The 17,047-nt window shown below is 69.7% G+C and carries 17 protein-coding genes; 10 read left to right on the top strand and 7 right to left on the bottom strand.

Features of this window, described 5'->3' with window-relative positions; translation table 11 throughout:
- Positions 1–2 precede the first annotated feature (2 nt).
- The 5 genes from SB754_RS11100 (at position 3) to SB754_RS11080 (ending at position 7,023) form a co-directional block, all read left to right on the top strand.
- The gene (locus tag SB754_RS11100; RefSeq protein ID WP_410782379.1) at positions 3–1,676 is read left to right on the top strand and encodes an amidohydrolase; all 1,674 of its coding nucleotides are present in this window, start codon (positions 3–5) and stop codon (positions 1,674–1,676) included.
- Positions 1,666–3,312 carry a thiamine pyrophosphate-binding protein gene (locus SB754_RS11095; RefSeq protein WP_410782378.1) on the top strand — a complete coding sequence of 549 codons (1,647 nt, stop codon included), beginning with the start codon at positions 1,666–1,668 and terminating at the stop codon, positions 3,310–3,312. Before SB754_RS11100 ends, SB754_RS11095 begins: the two co-directional genes overlap by 11 nt.
- 10 nt (positions 3,313–3,322) lie before the next feature.
- Positions 3,323–4,282, top strand: a complete 960-nt coding sequence (gene speB, locus SB754_RS11090; protein WP_410782377.1) for an agmatinase — start codon at positions 3,323–3,325, stop codon at positions 4,280–4,282.
- Positions 4,279–5,304 carry a C-terminal binding protein gene (locus tag SB754_RS11085; protein WP_410782376.1) on the top strand — a complete coding sequence of 342 codons (1,026 nt, stop codon included), beginning with the start codon at positions 4,279–4,281 and terminating at the stop codon, positions 5,302–5,304. Before speB ends, SB754_RS11085 begins: the two co-directional genes overlap by 4 nt.
- A 288-nt stretch (positions 5,305–5,592) precedes the next feature.
- Complete coding sequence (locus SB754_RS11080; RefSeq protein ID WP_410782375.1) at positions 5,593–7,023, top strand: HNH endonuclease signature motif containing protein; 1,431 nt, start codon at positions 5,593–5,595, stop codon at positions 7,021–7,023.
- Between the two features lie 25 nt (positions 7,024–7,048).
- Here the strand turns inward: SB754_RS11080 and SB754_RS11075 are convergent, their stop codons facing one another.
- A complete protein-coding gene (locus tag SB754_RS11075; RefSeq protein WP_410783308.1) occupies positions 7,049–8,119 on the bottom strand; it encodes a restriction endonuclease in 1,071 nt (356 codons plus the stop codon).
- Positions 8,120–8,370: 251 nt separating this feature from the next.
- On the opposite strand from SB754_RS11075, the gene rox reads away from it, so the two are divergent.
- Both rox and SB754_RS11065 read left to right on the top strand, forming a co-directional pair.
- Positions 8,371–9,819 carry a rifampin monooxygenase gene (gene rox / locus SB754_RS11070; protein ID WP_410782374.1) on the top strand — a complete coding sequence of 483 codons (1,449 nt, stop codon included), beginning with the start codon at positions 8,371–8,373 and terminating at the stop codon, positions 9,817–9,819.
- Positions 9,820–9,900: 81 nt separating this feature from the next.
- Positions 9,901–10,242, top strand: coding sequence for a YciI family protein (locus SB754_RS11065; RefSeq protein ID WP_410782373.1), 342 nt, complete (start codon positions 9,901–9,903; stop codon positions 10,240–10,242).
- A gap of 24 nt (positions 10,243–10,266) precedes the next feature.
- On the opposite strand, the gene SB754_RS11060 is transcribed toward SB754_RS11065, so the two are convergent.
- Positions 10,267–10,920: a class I SAM-dependent methyltransferase gene (locus SB754_RS11060; protein WP_410782372.1), complete on the bottom strand. Its 654-nt coding sequence runs from the start codon at positions 10,918–10,920 to the stop codon at positions 10,267–10,269.
- Between the two features lie 236 nt (positions 10,921–11,156).
- Between SB754_RS11060 and SB754_RS11055 the strand changes: the two genes are divergently transcribed.
- Complete coding sequence (locus tag SB754_RS11055) at positions 11,157–11,777, top strand: DUF1992 domain-containing protein (protein WP_410782371.1); 621 nt, start codon at positions 11,157–11,159, stop codon at positions 11,775–11,777.
- Positions 11,778–11,975: 198 nt separating this feature from the next.
- On the opposite strand, the gene SB754_RS11050 is transcribed toward SB754_RS11055, so the two are convergent.
- From SB754_RS11050 to SB754_RS11040, 3 genes are read right to left on the bottom strand one after another with little or no spacing between them, the layout of a single operon-like run.
- The gene (locus tag SB754_RS11050; protein WP_410782370.1) at positions 11,976–12,707 is read right to left on the bottom strand and encodes a hypothetical protein; all 732 of its coding nucleotides are present in this window, start codon (positions 12,705–12,707) and stop codon (positions 11,976–11,978) included.
- Positions 12,704–13,192 carry a DUF6114 domain-containing protein gene (locus SB754_RS11045; RefSeq protein WP_410782369.1) on the bottom strand — a complete coding sequence of 163 codons (489 nt, stop codon included), beginning with the start codon at positions 13,190–13,192 and terminating at the stop codon, positions 12,704–12,706. Before SB754_RS11045 ends, SB754_RS11050 begins: the two co-directional genes overlap by 4 nt.
- Positions 13,183–13,779: a DUF6230 family protein gene (locus SB754_RS11040; protein WP_410782368.1), complete on the bottom strand. Its 597-nt coding sequence runs from the start codon at positions 13,777–13,779 to the stop codon at positions 13,183–13,185. Before SB754_RS11040 ends, SB754_RS11045 begins: the two co-directional genes overlap by 10 nt.
- Positions 13,780–13,921: 142 nt before the next feature.
- On the opposite strand from SB754_RS11040, the gene SB754_RS11035 reads away from it, so the two are divergent.
- Entirely contained in the window at positions 13,922–14,542 is a 621-nt protein-coding gene (locus SB754_RS11035) for a TetR/AcrR family transcriptional regulator (protein ID WP_410782367.1), read from the top strand.
- A 74-nt stretch (positions 14,543–14,616) separates the two neighbouring features.
- Here the strand turns inward: SB754_RS11035 and SB754_RS11030 are convergent, their stop codons facing one another.
- Both SB754_RS11030 and SB754_RS11025 read right to left on the bottom strand, forming a co-directional pair.
- The gene (locus tag SB754_RS11030) at positions 14,617–14,940 is read right to left on the bottom strand and encodes a hypothetical protein (RefSeq protein ID WP_410782366.1); all 324 of its coding nucleotides are present in this window, start codon (positions 14,938–14,940) and stop codon (positions 14,617–14,619) included.
- Between the two features lie 226 nt (positions 14,941–15,166).
- Entirely contained in the window at positions 15,167–16,069 is a 903-nt protein-coding gene (locus tag SB754_RS11025) for a DsbA family protein (protein WP_410782365.1), read from the bottom strand.
- Between the two features lie 155 nt (positions 16,070–16,224).
- Here SB754_RS11025 and SB754_RS11020 point away from each other — a divergent pair, with 155 nt between their 5' ends.
- A complete protein-coding gene (locus SB754_RS11020; protein ID WP_410782364.1) occupies positions 16,225–16,995 on the top strand; it encodes a class I SAM-dependent methyltransferase in 771 nt (256 codons plus the stop codon).
- The last annotated feature ends 52 nt before the right edge of the window (positions 16,996–17,047 follow it).

Genomic DNA, 17,047 nt, shown 5'->3' with positions numbered 1-17,047 from the left:
ACGTGCGACAGCTGGCAACCTACGACGACCGGGACTCGGCGCCGACGATCGTGACGGCGGACGTCATCCTGACTGTCGACGAGAGCGCATTCCACGCGGAGGCCCTGCTCACCGCGGGCGGGAAGATCCTCGCCGTCGGCTCTCGGGCCGAGGTGGAGGAGGCGGCCGACCGGGCCGGACTCGATCCGCGTCGCACCGACTTTCCGGGCGCCACGATCGTCCCCGGCTTCATCGACGCGCACGCGCATCCCCTCATGTACGGGCAGCTGCTCACCTGGGTGGATGTCAGCCCGGCACGCGCAGCCTCCATCCCGGAGATCGTGGAGCTGATGCGGGAGGGCGCCCAGCGGCTCCCCGCCGGCGTCCCGCTGCGCGGCTACGGGTACGAGCAGCGCAACCTCGCCGAGCGGCGCCACCCCACCAAGGAGGAGCTCGACCAGGTCGCCAAGGACCGCGAGGTGTACGTCATGAACGCCTCCGGCCACGGCGGCGTGGTGAACAGCTTCACCCTGCAGAAGTACGGCATCACGCGGGACACGCCGAACCCGGAAGGCGGCGAGTTCTTCCGGGACTCCGACGGCGAGCTGACCGGCGAACTGTCCGACGCCGCCTGCAACGTGCTCACCGGCCTGCACGGCGTGAAGATCGGCCACCACGGCCCGAACTTCCATCTGGGGGACGAGCCGGCCGAGCACCAGCGGCAGCTCGACATCGCGCAGCGGGAGTTCCTGTCGGCCGGGGTGACCGCCCTCGGCGACGCGCAGGTCTCGCAGCGCGAGTTCTCCGCCTACCTCGCGATGGCCGACCGCGGCGAGCTGTCGGTGCGGGTCTCCATGTACTTCCTGTCGCACCTGCTCGACCAGGTCGTCGACTTGGGCCTGACCGGCCCGTTCGGCAACGCGTTCCTCTCCGCCGCGGGCATCAAGCTGTACGCGGACGGCACGCTCGGCGGCTGGACCGCCTACTTCCCGGAGGGCTACCTCGGCGACCCGTGCCGCACCGGCCAGCTCTACCACGAGCCCGCCGAGTACACGCAGCTCGTCGCGAAGGCGCACGGCGCCGGCCTCCAGACCGCCACCCACGCGCAGTCCCCGACCGCGATCGCCATGGTGGTGGATGCGCTGGAGCAGGCTCTCACCGAGCGTCCCGACCCGGATGCGCGCCACCGGATCGAGCACTGCGGCCTCCCCGACCCGGTCGAGATCGAGCGGATGGCCCGGCTCGGCATCCGTCCCGTCAACCAGACGCAGCACTACTACAACTGGGGCGAGGGCGTCGAGCAGGCCATCGGCACCCCTGGCGAGCGCTTCAACCCGCTGGGCGAGTTCGTGGAGGCCGGTGTGCCGGTGACCATCTCGTCCGACGCCCCGGTGGCTGAGCCGCGGCCGCTGGAGGCCATCCAGGCAGCGGTGACGCGGGTCACCCGCCGCGGCCACAAGCTCGGCGCCGACTCATTGCGGATCACTGCGGAGGCCGCGCTGCGAGGTCACACCCTGGAGGGCGCGATCACCCTCGGACGGGAGAAGGAGCTGGGCTCGCTCGAGCCCGGCAAGCGGGCCGACTTCGTGGTGCTCGACGGCAACCCCCTGACGGTCGCGGCGGAGGAGATCGCGGCGATCCCGGTCCGCGAGACGTGGGTGGACGGCGTCCCGAGGTTCCACGCGGATGGTCGCTGACGTGCAGACGCAGGAGAAGCGGACGACCGGCTGGGTGCTCATCGAGACCCTCCGCAACTACGGCATCGACACCGTGTTCGGCATCCCGGGAACCCACAACCTGGAGTTCTACCGGCCGCTGGCCGCGCTGGGCGTGCATCCCGTCACCACCCGCCACGAGCAGGGCGCCGGCTACGCGGCCGACGGCTGGTCGCTGCAGACCGGCAAGCCGGGCATCGTGATCACGACGAGCGGACCCGGCCTGCTGAACGCCCTGTCGGCGGCCGGCACCGCGTACTGCGAGTCGCGGCCGATGATCGTCCTGTCGCCGGGTCCGGCGCGGGGGAGCGAGTTCGCCGACGTCGGCACCCTCCACGAGACGAAGGACCAGCTGGCCGCAGCGTCGGCGATCGTCGAGTGGGGGCGCCGCGTGCAGTCGGCCGAGGAGGCGGTGGAGGCCGTCCACGACGCGTTCGAGCTGTTCGCGACGCGGAGGCCGCGGCCCGTCTACATCGAGGTGCCGCTGGACCTGCTGGAGCAGGAGGCCGCGGTGGCTGCTGCGTCGCTTGCTGCGCGGTCTTTCGCTGCGCCGCAGTCGGTTGATTCGGGTGCGATCGCCGACGCCGCCCGGCTGCTGGAGGCTGCTGCCGACCCCGTCATCCTCGCCGGCGGGGGATCCCGTCGGGCCGGTGACTCGCTCCGTATCCTCGCCGAGCGCCTGGGCGCCCCCGTCGTCACGACGCTGAACGCCAAAGGCGTGCTCGATGAGCACCACCCGCTGTCGCTCGGTGCGAACCTCCGTCTTCCGGCCGCGCGCAACCGAGCCCGTGACGCCGACGTGCTGCTCGTCGTCGGCTCGAAGCTGGGCGAGGCCGAGCTCTGGGTGGACAAGTTGGAGGCCCGCGGCCACGTCATCCGCATCGACCTGGTGGAGTCGCAGCTCGACAAGAACCAGCCCGCGGAGGTCGGGATCGTGGCCGATGCGCGAGCCGGACTCGACGCTCTGGTGGAGGCGCTGGGCGCGGGGGAGGCGGGACGTGATGCGCGCGAGGCTCGCGTCGCACGTGTCGCTCGCGTCGCCGAGACCCTCGACGCCGTGGCTGCCGAGTGCGCCGAGCTGTCCGCCGTCAACACGGCCATCGCCGACGCCCTCGTCGCCGCGCTGCCCGACGACGCCATCGTCACCACCGACTCCTCGCAGATCGGCTACTGGGGCCTCCTGAACCGCTTGCGCGTCTCCACGCCCAACTCGACCCCCTACATGCCGACCTATGCGACGCTCGGCTACGGCCTCCCCGCCGCCATCGGCTCCCGGCTCGCCGTGCGGGACCGCCCGGTGTTCGCCGTCGTCGGCGACGGCGCCCTCATGTTCTCGCTGCAGGAGTTCATCACCGTCGTGGAGCAGCGCCTCGACGTCACCGTGATCGTGGTCGACAACGGAGGCTACGCCGAGATCAAGCAGAACGAGGCGGACGCCGGCATCGCGCCTGTCGGCGTCGACCTGGTGCAGCCCGACTGGGTCGCGCTCGCCGCGGCGTTCGGCGGCGCCGGCCGTCGGGTCCGCTCGGCAGCGGAGCTGACCGACGCCGTCGCCGCAGCAGGCGAGGCGGGCGGCCTGCAGCTGATCCACCTCCTGCAGTCCGATTTCACGAAGTAAGGACGTTTTCATGAGCACCCCACCGATCGGCCCGGCCGACGCGTCGAAGACCCCTCGCTACGCCGGCCTGTCCACCTTCGCCCGGCTGCCGCGACTGGAGGACGTCCCGTCCGTCGACCTGGCCGTCGTCGGCATCCCGTTCGACACCGGCGTGAGCTTCCGCCCGGGCGCGCGTTTCGGCCCCGAGCACGTGCGCGCCTCCAGCCGGCTGCTGCGCCCCTACAACCCGGCGCAGGACTTCTCCGGTTGGGAGGCCGTGCAGGTCGCGGACGCCGGCGACATCGCGGTGAACCCGTTCCACGTCGACGAGGCCGTCCGGCAGATCGCGGAGGCCGCGGCCGACCTGGGCAGCCGCGTGGAGCGCATCCTCACGATCGGAGGCGATCACACGATCGCCTACCCGCTGCTGAAGGCGATCAGCCAGAAGCATGGCCCGGTCGCCGTGCTGCACTTCGACGCGCACCTGGACACGTGGGACACCTACTTCGACGAGCCGATCACGCACGGCACCCCGTTCCGCCGCGCCTCCGAGGAGGGCTACCTGGACCGGACCGCGTCCGTCCACGTCGGCACCCGCGGCCCCCTCTACAGCAAGCAGGACCTGGAGGACGACGAGCGCCTCGGCTTCTCGATCGTCTCGAGCGAGTTCATCGAGGAGCACGGCATCCCGGCCGCCCTGGAGCGGATCCGGGGACGCATCGGCGACCGCCCGCTGTACATCTCGGTGGACATCGACGTGCTCGACCCCGCGCATGCCCCCGGCACCGGAACCCCGGAGGCCGGCGGCCTGACCAGCCGCGAGCTGCTGCGCCTGCTGCGCGGCCTCACCGACCTGAACATCGTCGGCGCGGACGTGGTGGAGGTCGCGCCTGCGTACGACCACGCGCAGGTGACCGGCATTGCGGCGAGCCACGTCGCATACGAGCTGATGACGGCGATGGCACAGGTGATCGTGCGGTCGCGGTCGTGAACGCCTCCCGCCGCCCGCTCGCCGTCTACACCGACGTGGATGACACGGACCCGGCTCCCGGCGTCGCGCTGCTCGAAGCGGCCGGCTTCGAGGTGCGGGTGCTGGGGACGCGCGACCCTGGGGCGATCATCGCCGGCGCCCGGGACGCGGACGCGCTGCTCCCCGGGTATGCGCCGATCGACCGCTCGGTGATCGCGGCACTCCCGTCGCTGAAGGTGATCGCGCTGATGTCGATGGGCTTCGACTACGTCGACGTCTCGGCTGCGACCTCGCACGGTGTCTGGGTCACGAACGTGCCGGGTGCCGCGACGGAGGAAGTGGCGACGCACGCGCTCGCGCTGATGCTGGCGAGCGTGCGGCAGCTCCCCTTCTACAGGGCGTCGGCCACGACGTCGCGGTGGAACTCTCGGGCCCCGTTCGCGCCTCCACGGCTGAGCGAGCTGACGCTGGGGATCGTCGGGCTGGGGAAGATCGGGCAGGAGTTCGCGCGGGTCGCGGGTCCGCTGTTCGGGCGGGTGCTCGGCTACGACCCGATGCTGCCGGACACGGCTTCGGTGCGGGCGTCGCTTGAGGGGCTCGGGGTGTCGTGGGTGGGGCTTTCGGAGGTCCAGCGTGGGTCGGAGGTGCTGTCGCTGCACCTGCCGTTGACGGCGGAGACGGCGGGGATGGTGGATGCGGCGTTCCTGGCGGAGATGCCTTCGGGGTCGTACTTGGTGAACGTGTCGAGGGGTGGGCTTCTCGACAATGCGGCGGTGGTCGCGGCGCTAGATTCTGGGCGGCTGGCGGGGGCGGCGCTCGACGTGCTCGACGAGGAGCCACCGCGGGACGGGCATCCGCTGGTCGGGCGGGAGGATGTGGTGCTGACGCCGCACGTGGCGTACTTCTCCCGGTTCACGGAGGTGGAGTACGTGCGCGTGCAGGCGCAGAGCGCGGTGGAGGCGGTGCTGGGTGGGGTGCCGGGGGCGGCGGTGAATCGGGTGGTCCCGGCGCGGGAGACAGTTGGCAACACCAAGCTTCGCTAGAGCGAATGCATGTGATTGTCGTCAGTTGCGCGCACGGTCGCTGCATGCATTTCGATTCGATCCTTGACGTCGGCGAGCAGCAATTTCGGCTGCGCGTAGGACTGCCAAGTGGGCCAATCAACGGTGCGCCACCAAATAGCCGGATTTCGTCTCGCGACATAACGCACACGTAGCCCTTCTTCGTTTAGCAGCGATGAAGCGCGTGACCGCCTCGTCATCGAACGACTCGTTAGCAGTCGCCCACGTGCCGCTCGGCGCCAGTAGGGGCAGCTCCGCTTGCAAGAAGCCATGCCATCCGTCCCGAATCAGGGTGTCGCCCTCGTGGACAAGGTGCTTGTCGTCGTACTCCCCGCTGAACTCCACCCGTCAGTCCATGTTGAAGTTCTCCAATCCCATCAAAACGGCTTCTTGTCGATCTCAACGGCTCGAAGGAAGCTGAATTTAGCGGATTCTGGCCGCGCATCTTCGAGCGGTGAAGAAGGCGATAGGTTGGCAACATCAAATGCAAGCATCGCCGTCATTGCCTTCTTTAGAGAAACAACGAGAATCGTGGCTCAACTGTCGCAGCTAAATCGATCCGAATTCGTTCACCGGGCACTCGATGAGTACCGAAGCGTCGGGCGGACAGCGTTTCTCGACCAATACGGTTTTGCGGAATCCCGTGACTACTTTGTTCGGCACGACGGCAACCTTTACGACTCCAAACCGCTCGTGGCCGCGGCATTCGGCTTTGCGCACCCTGATCTTGGCCCGCTAAAGAGTGCCGATTTCTCCGGAGGTATTGATGGAGCAGTCAGAACTCTCAGGCGACTCGGCTTTGAAGTGGTCACCCGTGCGCAACTTCAACCGCCGGCGCTTGGCGATGAGTTCCCCTCTAGGACCGCCATCCAGGAGGCCTACGGGGGCCAGCACATACAGGGCATAAACCGCTTCCCTGGGGACGGCGTGGTGAACGCCTTCTCCGATGAGGAAGGGCCATATGCAGACGAGCCGCCGTCGGTGTCCACCGAGTTCAGTTACAGGGGCGAGGGGCTCGAAGGTCATCAGAAACTGGCATCACCAGGCAATGCGTTGCTGGAGCAGGCGCGGCTCTCCTCCTCCGCTGTCCGGTACTGGTACCGGCCCGAAGGCGGGAGCTTCCGATTCTGGTGTTGGGTCGCCGTCCTCGGGCGCGCCTGGGTCCTGGGCAATGACACTAAGGGTGTCGAGCGGCAGGAGATCGAGTGGTGGTTCACCTCAGTTCCATCTCCTGAGCCCAGTAGCTGGGGACAGGAGATCCGTGTAAGGCAGCGCGAAGCTGTTGTCCCGAACGACGCTGAGACTGAGCCAGCCGCGCTGGCTAGTGCAAGCTACGTTGATCTGTGCAACCGCGTCGGACCGGCACTCCCAGCTGTTCGCCGTGAGCGCCCCGGTGGCCGGGATTTTCAGAGGAGCACGACCGCGCGTCGTGCCGTCGTTTTGCGTTCCGCGGGCCGATGTGAAAGTCCATTTTGCACGGGTATGCCGAGTCAGCTCTCCCGGAGTGGGGAGCCGATTCTTGAGGTTGATCACATCAAAGACCTCGCGCTTGGTGGAGACGATCATCCAGGCAACATGATTGCGCTATGTCCGAACTGTCACGCGGTGAAAACTCGCGGCAAGGAAGCGACGAGGCTCAGGAAGGCTCTGGCGAAGACCGCCTTAGCACTTCACGAGCAATTCCTCAGACTCAGTAGCTGAGCGCGATACGGCGGCTCCTTGCAGCTCAGGATGCTTCGCTCTCGTCAATGAGCCAAGTGCGACGCAGCGGAATGGCATCGCGGATTGAGTTCGGCAACACTTCGTAGTGCTTGAGTAGCCTGTCGACTACCTCCTCGGCGTCCCAAACTGCGACTCGAAGGCGCTGAGCGTCGACCTTCGCCTGGGCTTGAGCTGTAAGCCCGCCCATGGCCACGAGCAGACCGTGGTCGGCCTGGTGCTGGCCAACAACGCCGCCGAGCTGATCGAGGACCTCCGAGCCGATCCGGCTGGCCTGGGACTTGACCTGCACAATTATGGTGGGGGCCGAAATGCCGAGTACGCCCGAACCCGCGATGATGTCGATGCCGCCGTCAGCACCCTTCGGCGGAACCTTGCAAGTCATCCCCTCAGCCCGGAGGATTTCGGCGACAAGGTCCTGAAGCTCGTAGCCGGCGAAGCGCTCCTTGATCCGACTGAGGATGCGGTCCCTCGAGTATCGAATGATGTCTTGACCGTCGCTAGCGATCGCTTCGTCGGTGTCGACGACGTCGTCCTGTGCCTTCGGAAGAGATAGGGCCACCCCCGCACGAGCCCCCGGGTCAACTTCAGCACCCTCAAGAATCCTGCCGAGGCGGTGTGCCGCATCGTTGCGGCTGATCTGAACGACTGTGCTGAAGGCCCCGAGCGAATAGAGGAGGTCCTGATTGATTGCTGTTCGCGCCACGTCCGGCCGCTTCCAGTCAACTGAACGAACATGATTCAACACGCCGGTCCCCGGCAGATACCGATAGTCGCCCGTGATGACTCCAAAAGCCAGTCGCCCCAAGCTCTTGAGGGGTAGGACAACGATGTCGCCGATCTCGATGCGGTTCGCAAACGCATTCAGTTGCGCGGCGTAGTTGCCGACGGCATTCTCGGATTTCTCAGGCATAAGCGGCGCCAACAGCGCTCGCATGGCCGGCAAGTCGCGAGCGACGCCAAGGTCCCCGACCTCGTGAAAATCCACGGCGGTGTATCCGCTGTCGAGCATCCATTGGTCGAATGCGTAGTTTTTCGATCCGCGCACCAGCCAGGCCCTGGGTGCCGTTGATTCCATCTGCACGTCTCGCAGCTTACTGTGGACACTCCGTAAGGCAGTTCGAGGCAGAGCACCGCAGGGTAGCGGTGAAGCCGGTACCACGGCCAGCGTTATGGCTGGTCATCCAGCAACGCCTGACGAGGGCATCCCCCCTCCCCGCATTTCCAGGATACCCACCACCCCACCTCTTGCCGCAAGCCCCCTCCCATCCACCAGAATGGCTGGTCGCGCCCGGATTTCACCGACCCTCCGGGCGGGGGAGGCCATCCATGCGCTTCGACGCGGACGTGATCATCATCGGCGGCGGGCCGACCGGCATGATGCTGGCGGGCGAGCTGCGGCTGCACGACGTCGACACCCTCGTCCTCGAAAGGGATGCCGAGCCCACCACGGCCGTACGTAGCCTCGGGCTGCATCCGCGCAGCATCGAGATCGTGGACCAGCGGGGGCTGCTCGACCGGTTCCTCGCGGTGGGGACCAAGTATCCGGGCGGCGGGCGGTTCGCCGGTATCCCGAGCCCGCGGCAGGTGGCGCTCGACACCGCGCACGACTACCTCCTCGGGATGCCGCAGCCGATCACCGACCGGCTGCTCGCCGAGCGGGCCGCGGAACTGGGGGCGCGCATCCAGCGGGGGCGGGAAGTGGCGGGTTTCGAGCAGGACGGCGAGGGTGTCACGGTCGAGCTCGTCGACGGGGAGCGGCTGCGGGCGCGCTGGCTGGTCGGGTGCGACGGCGGGCGCAGCCTGGTGCGGCGGACGCTCGGGGTGGGGTTCCCAGGGGAGGCGGCGACGACGGAGTGGATCCTCGGCGAGGCGGAGGCGACGGCGTCCGCGGAGGAGATCGCGGCGGTGTCCGAGCGGGTGCGGCAGACGCACCGCGGGTTCGGGATCGGGCCGAACGGGGAGGGGCTGTACCGGGCGGTCGTGCCGGCGGCCTCCGTGTCGGAGGACCGGTCGGTGCCGCCGACACGGGAGGAGTTCCGGGCGCAGCTGCGGGCGTACGCGGGCACCGACTTCGGGGTGCACTCGCCGCGGTCGCTCACCCGGTTCACCGACGCGACCCGGCTCGCCGAACGCTACCGGGTGGGGCGGGTGCTGCTCGCGGGGGATGCCGCGCACATCCACCCGCCGCTCGGCGGGCAGGGGCTCAACCTGGGCATCCAGGACGCCTTCAACCTCGGCTGGAAGCTCGCGGCCGAGATCGCAGAATGGGCGCCCGAGAACCTCATCGACAGCTACGAGAGCGAGCGGCGGCCCGCCGGGGAGGCGGTGCTCACCATCACGCGGGCGCAGAGCGAGCTGATCTCGCCGGAGCCGGGGCCGCAGGCGGTCCGGCGGCTGCTGACGGAGCTGATGGAGCTGGACGACGTGAGCCGCTTCTTCGGGGAGCGGGTCGCCGGGATCGCGGTCCGCTACGACGTCGGCGACGGGCGGGAGCCGCTGGGCCGGCGGCAGCGCGACATCCCGCTGGACCGCGGGCGGCTGTACGAGCTGATGCACGAGGGGAGGGGGCTGTTGGTCGACCAGACCGGCACGCTGTCTGTGGAGGGATGGGCGGACCGGGTCGACGCCGTCGCGGACACGAGCGACGGGCTGGCCGCGCCCGCGGTGCTTCTCCGTCCCGACGGCCACATCGTGTGGACGGGCGACGACCAGCACGACCTCGAGCGGCACCTCGCGCGCTGGTTCGGGGGTGACATGCGCCGGGCCGGTCGCTAGGGTCGCCGGTGAACGGGCACCGAGGCGCCGCGACCCGCGGGGCCGGCCCCGGCCCGACCGGCCTGACGGAGGAGCACCGCGATGACGCACTACCTGATCTGGTTCCCGAGCGACGCCATGCAGGTGAGTGAGGAGGATTTCCCGACGGTCGTCCTCGAATCGCACGCGCTCATCCAGCAGATGAAGGATGCGGGCGTCTACCGGTTCGGCGGCGGGATCGACGAGGCTGTCGACTCCGTTGTGGTCGACGCGGACGGGGGAGTGACGACCGGCACCTACCCGGGGTGGCGGCCGTTCGACGGCGGGTTCACGGTCATCACGGTGGACAGCCGGGACGAAGCAGTGGAGTGGGCGGCGAAGACGGCGAAGGCGTGCCGGTGCCCGCAGCAGCTGCAGGTGTTCATGTACGACCCGGAGAGTTAGCGGGTCCGCCGGGGAGTGGCCCGGTCAGCGGGTGGAGGCTGTCAGCTCGGCGATCAGGAGCTCGTCGGCGCCATCCCTCCACGTCTCGGACCGCGCGATAGTGAAGCCGGCGGGGCCGACGGTCTCCGCCAGGCGCTCGACCGACGCGAACGGGATGTGGTTGGACGAGCCTGGGGCTGATCCGGGTGTCGAGCCCGCCGCGGATCCGGGTGACGGAGCGCCGCCGTGCCGTGTCGGGTCGACGGACAGGAAGGTCGCGGTCACGGCACGGCCCCCCGGGCGGAGCACGCGCGACCACTCTCGGATCGCGGCGTCGGGATGCGGGAACAGCTGCAGCCCCGTCACGCACGTCACGAGGTCGAACGACGCGTCCGGGAAGGGGAGGCTCGTCGCGTCCGCGGCCAGGAGCTCGGCGTCGGGGAGGTGGCGGCGGGCCTCGTCGATCATCCGAGGGGAGAGGTCCACGCCGGTCAGGGGCCCGTCGAAGCCGCGGTCGCGGAGGGCGCGCAGGACCAAGCCGGTGCCGGTCGCGATGTCGAGCATGGCCTCCACGTCGGTCAGGTCGATGAAGGCGGCGACGGCCGCGGCCAGGCCGCGGTGCATGGCGCTGTCGTCGTAGGTGGGGGCGCGGTCGTCGAAACGCTCGCGCACCATCCGCACGTGCTCGTCGTCGGTCACACGGCCAGCGTAGCGAGCGTTCGTGCGGGGCTCGCCTTAAATGGTGCGGCGGTCGGCTCACCCGAACGCCGACCGCCGCGCACCGGGAATGCAGTACAGCTGCCCGCCCCCTGCGGTCCAGCCTGCCATCCGGTTGCTTAGTGCACACAGTAATTCGGTTCTGGGGAAAGTCAACCGGCCTCCACAGAAAATGTTCGCGGGCCCAGCGGGCGGAACGCCCGGCGTAGGGTGGAAGCATGGCTGGCAACCGTGACGAGAACCGTCGCGCGACACGCGAGTCCGACCCGCTCGTGGAGGCCGCGCGCTACCGCCTGAGACGCGACGCCGAGGCCCGCGGCGAGCAGGTGGAGGAGGCGAACGCCGGCCAGCCGTCGATGGAGCAGCGCGCGCAGATCGTCGAGACGGCCATCCAGCAGGCGATGCGGCGCGGCGACTTCGACAACCTCCCGGGCGCGGGCAAGCCGCTGCCGGGGCTGACGGGCACGCACGACCCGGACTGGTGGATCCGCCGCAAGATCGAGCGCGAGCAGCTCACCGGGCTCGGGCCTCCCGCGCTGCGGCTCCGCACGGAGGACGCGGAACTCGAGGCGACGCTCGACCGGCTGGGGTCGGAGGGCGCGGTGCGGGAGCACCTGGAGACGTTCAACCGCCGCATCGTGGAGGCGCGGCGGCAGCTGCAAGGCGGGCCTCCCGTGATCACGCCGACGCGCGACGTGGATGCGGAGGTCGCGAGCTGGCGGGAACGCCGCGAGCAGCGCATCAGGGAGGCCGACGCCCGCCGCCGCGCCGAGCGCGAGGCGTGGGAGGCGCTGACCTGGCGCGAGCGGCGCCGCCTGCGCCGGGCCTCGCGCGGCTGACGCGCCCGCGCCCGGCGTGCATCTGGTGGTCCCGACATGCCGTTATGCCCCGTTACGTAACGGCATGTCGGGACCACCAGATGGCGGGTGCCGTCGCGGCCGCGCCGCCGCAGCGCATCCATGGGTCGCAACACGCCGTTACGAGCGCGGCGTAACGGCGTGTCGCGACCCATGGATGGCCGGCACGCGCCCCCGCACCTACTCCGTCAGGTGCTGGTGCGGGTTGGTGAAGTGGATGCTGTCCGCGGTCACCCCGACGAGACCGAGCGTGACGCGCAGGAGCTGGGGCGGCAGTCCGTCCGCGGGCGGAGGGGTCGCGGCGCCCAGGGTGATGCTCTTGCCGTCCGAGCCGGTGGCGGTCACCGAATCCACGTAGACCTGCACGTTGCCACGCAGGGCCATCTGGTCGGCGGTCGTGGCGAGCTTGGGGCCGGTGTCCTTGCGGACGGTCAGGCTGAAGCCGTCGATGGTGATGCTGTCGGCGGAGATCTTCAACACCGGGATGCGACTGCCGTCAGCGAGCGGGACGGTCACCACGGCGACCCCCTTCAGTCCTGAGAACGAGAGGGACTGGCTGCCGAGCTGCGCCGCCGGCTGCGTGAAGACGGGCGCGCCGGCGTCGGGTCCGGCGGGAGCCGGGGGAGCGGTCGGGGCCGGAGCAGGTGTCGCCGTCGAGCCGGGGAGGGCGGGGGTTCCGGAGCCGGGTGCGCCCGGGACCGGGAGCGACGGAATGCCGGGGATGCCCGGCACGCCGGGGATCGTGGGCGTCGGCATGGGGGTCGGCGACGGAGCGTTGCACGGCATGATGATCGGGATGCACAGGGCCGCGGGCGCGGCGGACGGCACGCGCGCGGCGCCGAGCCCGGCCAGGGCGGCGGCGACGCACGCGATCAGCGCGCCGGCGACGACGCCGGAGCCTCCGCGCCTCATGCGGTCGTGCCTTCGTGCCGGGCCGGGGCGGCGGAGTCGGCATCCACGTCACCGTCGGCCTCAGCGTCTGCCTCAGCCTCCACATCCCCGTCCGCCACGTGTGCCGCTTCCTTCTTCGGCATCCACGCCACCGTGAGGATGCCGCCCACCGTGCTCAGCAGCATCCCGATGAAAAAGCCGCCCAGGTTGACGCCGACGAGCGAGTACACCGCGACCGTGAGCGCGATCACGCCGTAGAAGATGCGGTGGGCGGGCATCGCGATGACGAGCACTCCGAGCAGCACCAGGAGGACGGGGATGATCGTCGCCTGGAGTCCCTCGATGCCGAGCTGCACGTGGATCTTGCCGATGTCGAGCTGCCCCGAGAAGAACAGCTCGACGCCGCCCAGGGCGGTCAGCACGCCGCCGACGAAGGGACGGCGCCGCCGCCAGGCGCGGAACCGCGCCCACCCGCCGGTCGTGTGCGCTTCCACGATCAGAAGCATCCCTTCGAGCCGTCGGTCAGCTGCACGTGCATCCCGGTGAGGGTGAAGACGGAGGCCTGCGTGCTCCACGCGGTCTGCTGGAGGTTGTCGATCGTCACGGCGTCCGCGTCCTGCGCGAAGTCGCCCGCGCCGCCCTTGGCCGCCGTGTTCACGGTGGAGGCGTCGACGCCGATGCGGATGTTGTGGAACTCGGAGTCGCCCTTGAGGTCGGTCATGCCGATCTGCAGGTCGGAGGCGCTGGCCGGGTTCCCGCCGCCGCCGGCGGTGATCAGCATCCCGACCTTGCCGAGCGGGGTGTCGGTCACGACGGACTGGCACAGGTCGGCGAGCGTGGCGGTCTTGATGTTCGCGATGGCCACCTGGTGGTCCTTGCCGGCGGTGTCCGGCGCGACGCCGGCGTACTGCGAGAAGCCGGAGCCGTCGAGCTTCGAGGCGCTGATCTGGAACTGGCTGCCGGAGACCGCGAACGATACGGGCACCGCGCCCTGCGCCACACCGGTCATCAGCAGCGTGGAGACGACGGCCACGGGGACGGCGGCGAGCACGATCCGTCCGGTGTGCGACCCGGCGAGCTTTCGGAACTTCATCGATCCTCCTGTTCGGGGGACTTGACAGCTTCGTCGCGGTCAGGCCCAGAAGTGAGCTTAGACGTTATTGACCGCGTGTCAATAGTTGCGGCAGCGCATCCCGTGCCCTCACGGCGGCGAGAGCGGCGGTTAGGCTCGAACCATGGAGAGCGACCGGCGGACCCGGCTGACGCCGGACGAACGCCGGGCGCAGCTCGTCGCTTTGGGTGTGGCGTTCCTGGCCGACAACCCGCTGGACCAGCTGTCCATCGAGGAACTGTCGGCGCGCGCGGGCGTCTCCCGCGGCCTCCTGTTCCACTACTTCGGGTCGAAGCAGGGCCTCCACAGGGATGTAGTGCGGACGGCGCGCGACAGCATGCTGCACGCGACGGAGCCGATCGGCGGGCTTCCGCCGCTGGACCGCCTCCACGACACGCTCGCCCGGATCGTCGCGTTCGTGCGCGAGCACAGCGGCACGTTCTACTCGCTGGTGCGCGGTGTGGCCTCCGGCGACACGGAGGTGCGCGCGGTCGTCGAGGAGGCGCGCGGCGAGCAGGCGGAACGGGTGCTCGCCGTGTTCCTCGAGCTCGGCGTGCCGGACACGCCGCTGCTGCGGATCGCCTTGCGATCGTGGATCGCGTTCGCCGAGGAGGCGCTCGTCGAGAGCGCGATCGGGACCGACCTGCCGTCGGAGGAGATCGTCGGGTTCCTCGAGCGCAGCGCGCGGGGAGTGGTGGATGCGCTGGGCGCGCCCGCGGGCGGCTCTGCGGCCGCCGAGGGGTGACGCCGAGGCGTGGCCGCGAGGTGTGAGCGCGAGGCGTGGCCGCGAGGCGTGGCCGCGAGGCGTGACGCCGAGGGCTAGATGCCCTCCTCCTCCACGTCGTCCTCCGTGAGTACGCCGTCGTCTTCGGAGTCGTCGCCGTGCTCGTCGTACACCGGCTCAGCCTCGCGGGCGTTGCCGCCGGTGGGGCCGTTGTTGCCGTCGCCCGGTCCGTCCCAGATGGTCTCGCCGGCGACCCCGTCGTTGGTGACGAGCTCGTCTGCGAAGTCGGCCTCGGCCTCCACGTCGTTCACGGCGTAGTCGGTGTCCCCCGACTCCGTGTCGGCCCAGCCGGGCGTCTCGCCCGCGTCCGTCTCACCGATCTCGACGTCGTCGACGCCGTCCTCCGGAATGCGCTCCATGCGAGGCCCCTCTCCGTCTCTGCGTGCTTCGTGCGCGTGCTTCGTGGCGCGTGCTTCGCGGCTCGTGCTCGTGCTTCGCGGCTCCGTCTCCCGACCGTACCCCTCCGCACGCAGCCGCCCCACCGTCGAGTCCGCACAAACTGCACGCGACACGCCGGAGCGGTGTGCAGTATTTGTGGACTCGGCGGTGGGGCGGTGGGGCGGTGGGCGCGAGGGCGCTAGGGCGCTAGGAGGCGGTCGGGAAGGTGATCGTCTTGCCGGAGCCGGCGTCCTTGAGGGCGGCGTCCTTGAAGGCGGCGAACTGGGCGGCGTCGGTGAACCCGCCCTGGTAGCGCTCGCCGTTGACGAAGACGGTCGGGGTGCCGAAGCCGCCCTGGGTCGGGTTCTTCAGCTGCGAGTTCGCGGTCGCGTTCTGCGTCTGCGTGGTGACGAACGACGCGAAAGTCTGCTTGTTCACACAGTCGGTCACGGCCTTCGAGTCGACGCCCGCGCTCTTCAGGATCGAGAGGATCTCGGAGTTGCTGAGCCCGCCGCCGGTCTGCTCGTCCGGCTGCTTCGCGAACAGCGCCGCGTTGACGTCGAAGAACTTGTTGGGGTCGGAGTTCGCGACACAGGAGGCCGCAGCACCGGCGCGAGTCGAGTACTGCTTGTTCTGGCTGCTGTCCAGGATGGCGACCGGGTGGACCTCGAGCGTCGCCGAACCCTCCTGCAGCCACTGCTTGATCTGCGCGTTGTTCGTCGTCTCGAACTGGTCGCAGTAGGGGCACTGGTAGTCGAGCCAGATCTGGATGTGCGCCGTCTTGCCGTCGAGCTCCATCTTCGTCGGCGTGGCCTTGCCGCCGCTCGCGATGGCCGGAGTCGTGACCGCCTTCGTCGGGGACGTCAGCAGGATGCCGCCGCTCGCCATGTTCTTCGGGTTCGCGGCGCTGGCACCCGGACCCATGCTGGTGAAGATGACGACGCCGATGATGGCGAGCACCGCGATGATGCCGACGATGACCGAGCTCTGGACGACGACCTTGCGCCGCTTGGCCTTCTTGGCGGCCTCTTCGCGCATCCTCCTGGCGGTCTCGCGCGCCTCCTCACGGCGGTCGCGTTTGGTGGGAGTCGTTCCCCTGCCAGTTGCCATTCAGCTCATCCCATCGAAGAGTGGACAGTTCCTCCATGATCGTAGGGGCACTTTGCTTTGAAGGCGCTGTGCCGTGGTTGCGGTGCGGCGGGTACTGTGCCGACGAGGCGGGTGGCCTACCGTGGAGGCATGCAGTTCACGGATCGAGCCAGCTGATGTCCGACTCGAGCGCCGACGGCGACGGCAAGGAGGCCGACGGCGGCGCGGTCGGCGGGTCTGACGGCGGCGCGAGCGGCGGCCCCAACGCGGGCCGCGACACCGCGGGCAGCGCGGGCACCGGCCCCAACGCGGGCCGCGACACCGCGGGCAGCGCGGCCGACGGCCCCAACGCGGGCCGCGACACCGCGGGAGCGGAGTACGCCGCGCGCCTCCACCGGCTGGACACCTCCTGGTGGCGCCGGACCCTGAACGTGCAGGCGCCGTACCGGTGGAACATCCGCCGCCTCCACCTCGGCCGGGTCCTGGATGTGGGGAGCGGTCTCGGCCGCAACCTCGCGCACCTCGGCAACAACGGCGTGGGGGTGGACCACAACGCGGAGTCTGTGGCGATCGCCCGGGCGCGCGGGCTGACGTCGTTCACGAGCGACGAGTTCCCGACGACCGAGTACGCGAAACCGGGCGCGTTCGACTCGATGCTGATGGCGCACGTGGTCGAGCACGTCGACGCGGACTTCGCCGTGGAGCTGGTGCGCATGTACCTCCCGTACATCAAGCCGGGTGGCCGCGTCGTCTTCATCACGCCGCAGGAGCGCGGCTACGCGAGCGACTCCACGCACATCACCTTCACCGACTTCGCCGGCCTGCACCGTCTCGCCGACCGGGTGGGGCTGACGGTCGAGCGCGAGTACTCGTTCCCGCTGCCGCGGGCTGCGGGCAAGGCGTTCACGTACAACGAGTTCGTGGTGCTGACGCGCATCCCCGCCTGACCCGCGGCCAGCCGCCTCCCGCGCCATCTACTGGTCCCGACACGCCGTTATG

It is taken from the genome of Leifsonia sp. SIMBA_070, assembly GCF_046534635.1.
Lineage (GTDB): Bacteria > Actinomycetota > Actinomycetes > Actinomycetales > Microbacteriaceae > Leifsonia.
This window is presented reverse-complemented; position numbering and strand designations above follow the sequence as displayed.

Bases quoted from the DNA above. Each gene is read 5' to 3' on its own strand.
- SB754_RS11055 (WP_410782371.1), top strand. From the start codon at position 11,157: ATGGCTGGCAACCGTGACGAGAACCGTCGCGCGACACGCGAGTCCGAC.
- SB754_RS11045 (WP_410782369.1), bottom strand. From the start codon at position 13,192: ATGCTTCTGATCGTGGAAGCGCACACGACCGGCGGGTGGGCGCGGTTC.
- SB754_RS11050 (WP_410782370.1), bottom strand. From the start codon at position 12,707: ATGAGGCGCGGAGGCTCCGGCGTCGTCGCCGGCGCGCTGATCGCGTGC.
- SB754_RS11075 (WP_410783308.1), bottom strand. From the start codon at position 8,119: ATGGAATCAACGGCACCCAGGGCCTGGCTGGTGCGCGGATCGAAAAAC.
- SB754_RS11020 (WP_410782364.1), top strand. From the start codon at position 16,225: ATGTCCGACTCGAGCGCCGACGGCGACGGCAAGGAGGCCGACGGCGGC.
- SB754_RS11030 (WP_410782366.1), bottom strand. From the start codon at position 14,940: ATGGAGCGCATTCCGGAGGACGGCGTCGACGACGTCGAGATCGGTGAG.
- SB754_RS11080 (WP_410782375.1), top strand. From the start codon at position 5,593: ATGCCATCCGTCCCGAATCAGGGTGTCGCCCTCGTGGACAAGGTGCTT.
- SB754_RS11035 (WP_410782367.1), top strand. From the start codon at position 13,922: ATGGAGAGCGACCGGCGGACCCGGCTGACGCCGGACGAACGCCGGGCG.
- SB754_RS11065 (WP_410782373.1), top strand. From the start codon at position 9,901: ATGACGCACTACCTGATCTGGTTCCCGAGCGACGCCATGCAGGTGAGT.
- SB754_RS11095 (WP_410782378.1), top strand. From the start codon at position 1,666: ATGGTCGCTGACGTGCAGACGCAGGAGAAGCGGACGACCGGCTGGGTG.
- rox (WP_410782374.1), top strand. From the start codon at position 8,371: ATGCGCTTCGACGCGGACGTGATCATCATCGGCGGCGGGCCGACCGGC.
- SB754_RS11025 (WP_410782365.1), bottom strand. From the start codon at position 16,069: ATGGCAACTGGCAGGGGAACGACTCCCACCAAACGCGACCGCCGTGAG.
- speB (WP_410782377.1), top strand. From the start codon at position 3,323: ATGAGCACCCCACCGATCGGCCCGGCCGACGCGTCGAAGACCCCTCGC.
- SB754_RS11040 (WP_410782368.1), bottom strand. From the start codon at position 13,779: ATGAAGTTCCGAAAGCTCGCCGGGTCGCACACCGGACGGATCGTGCTC.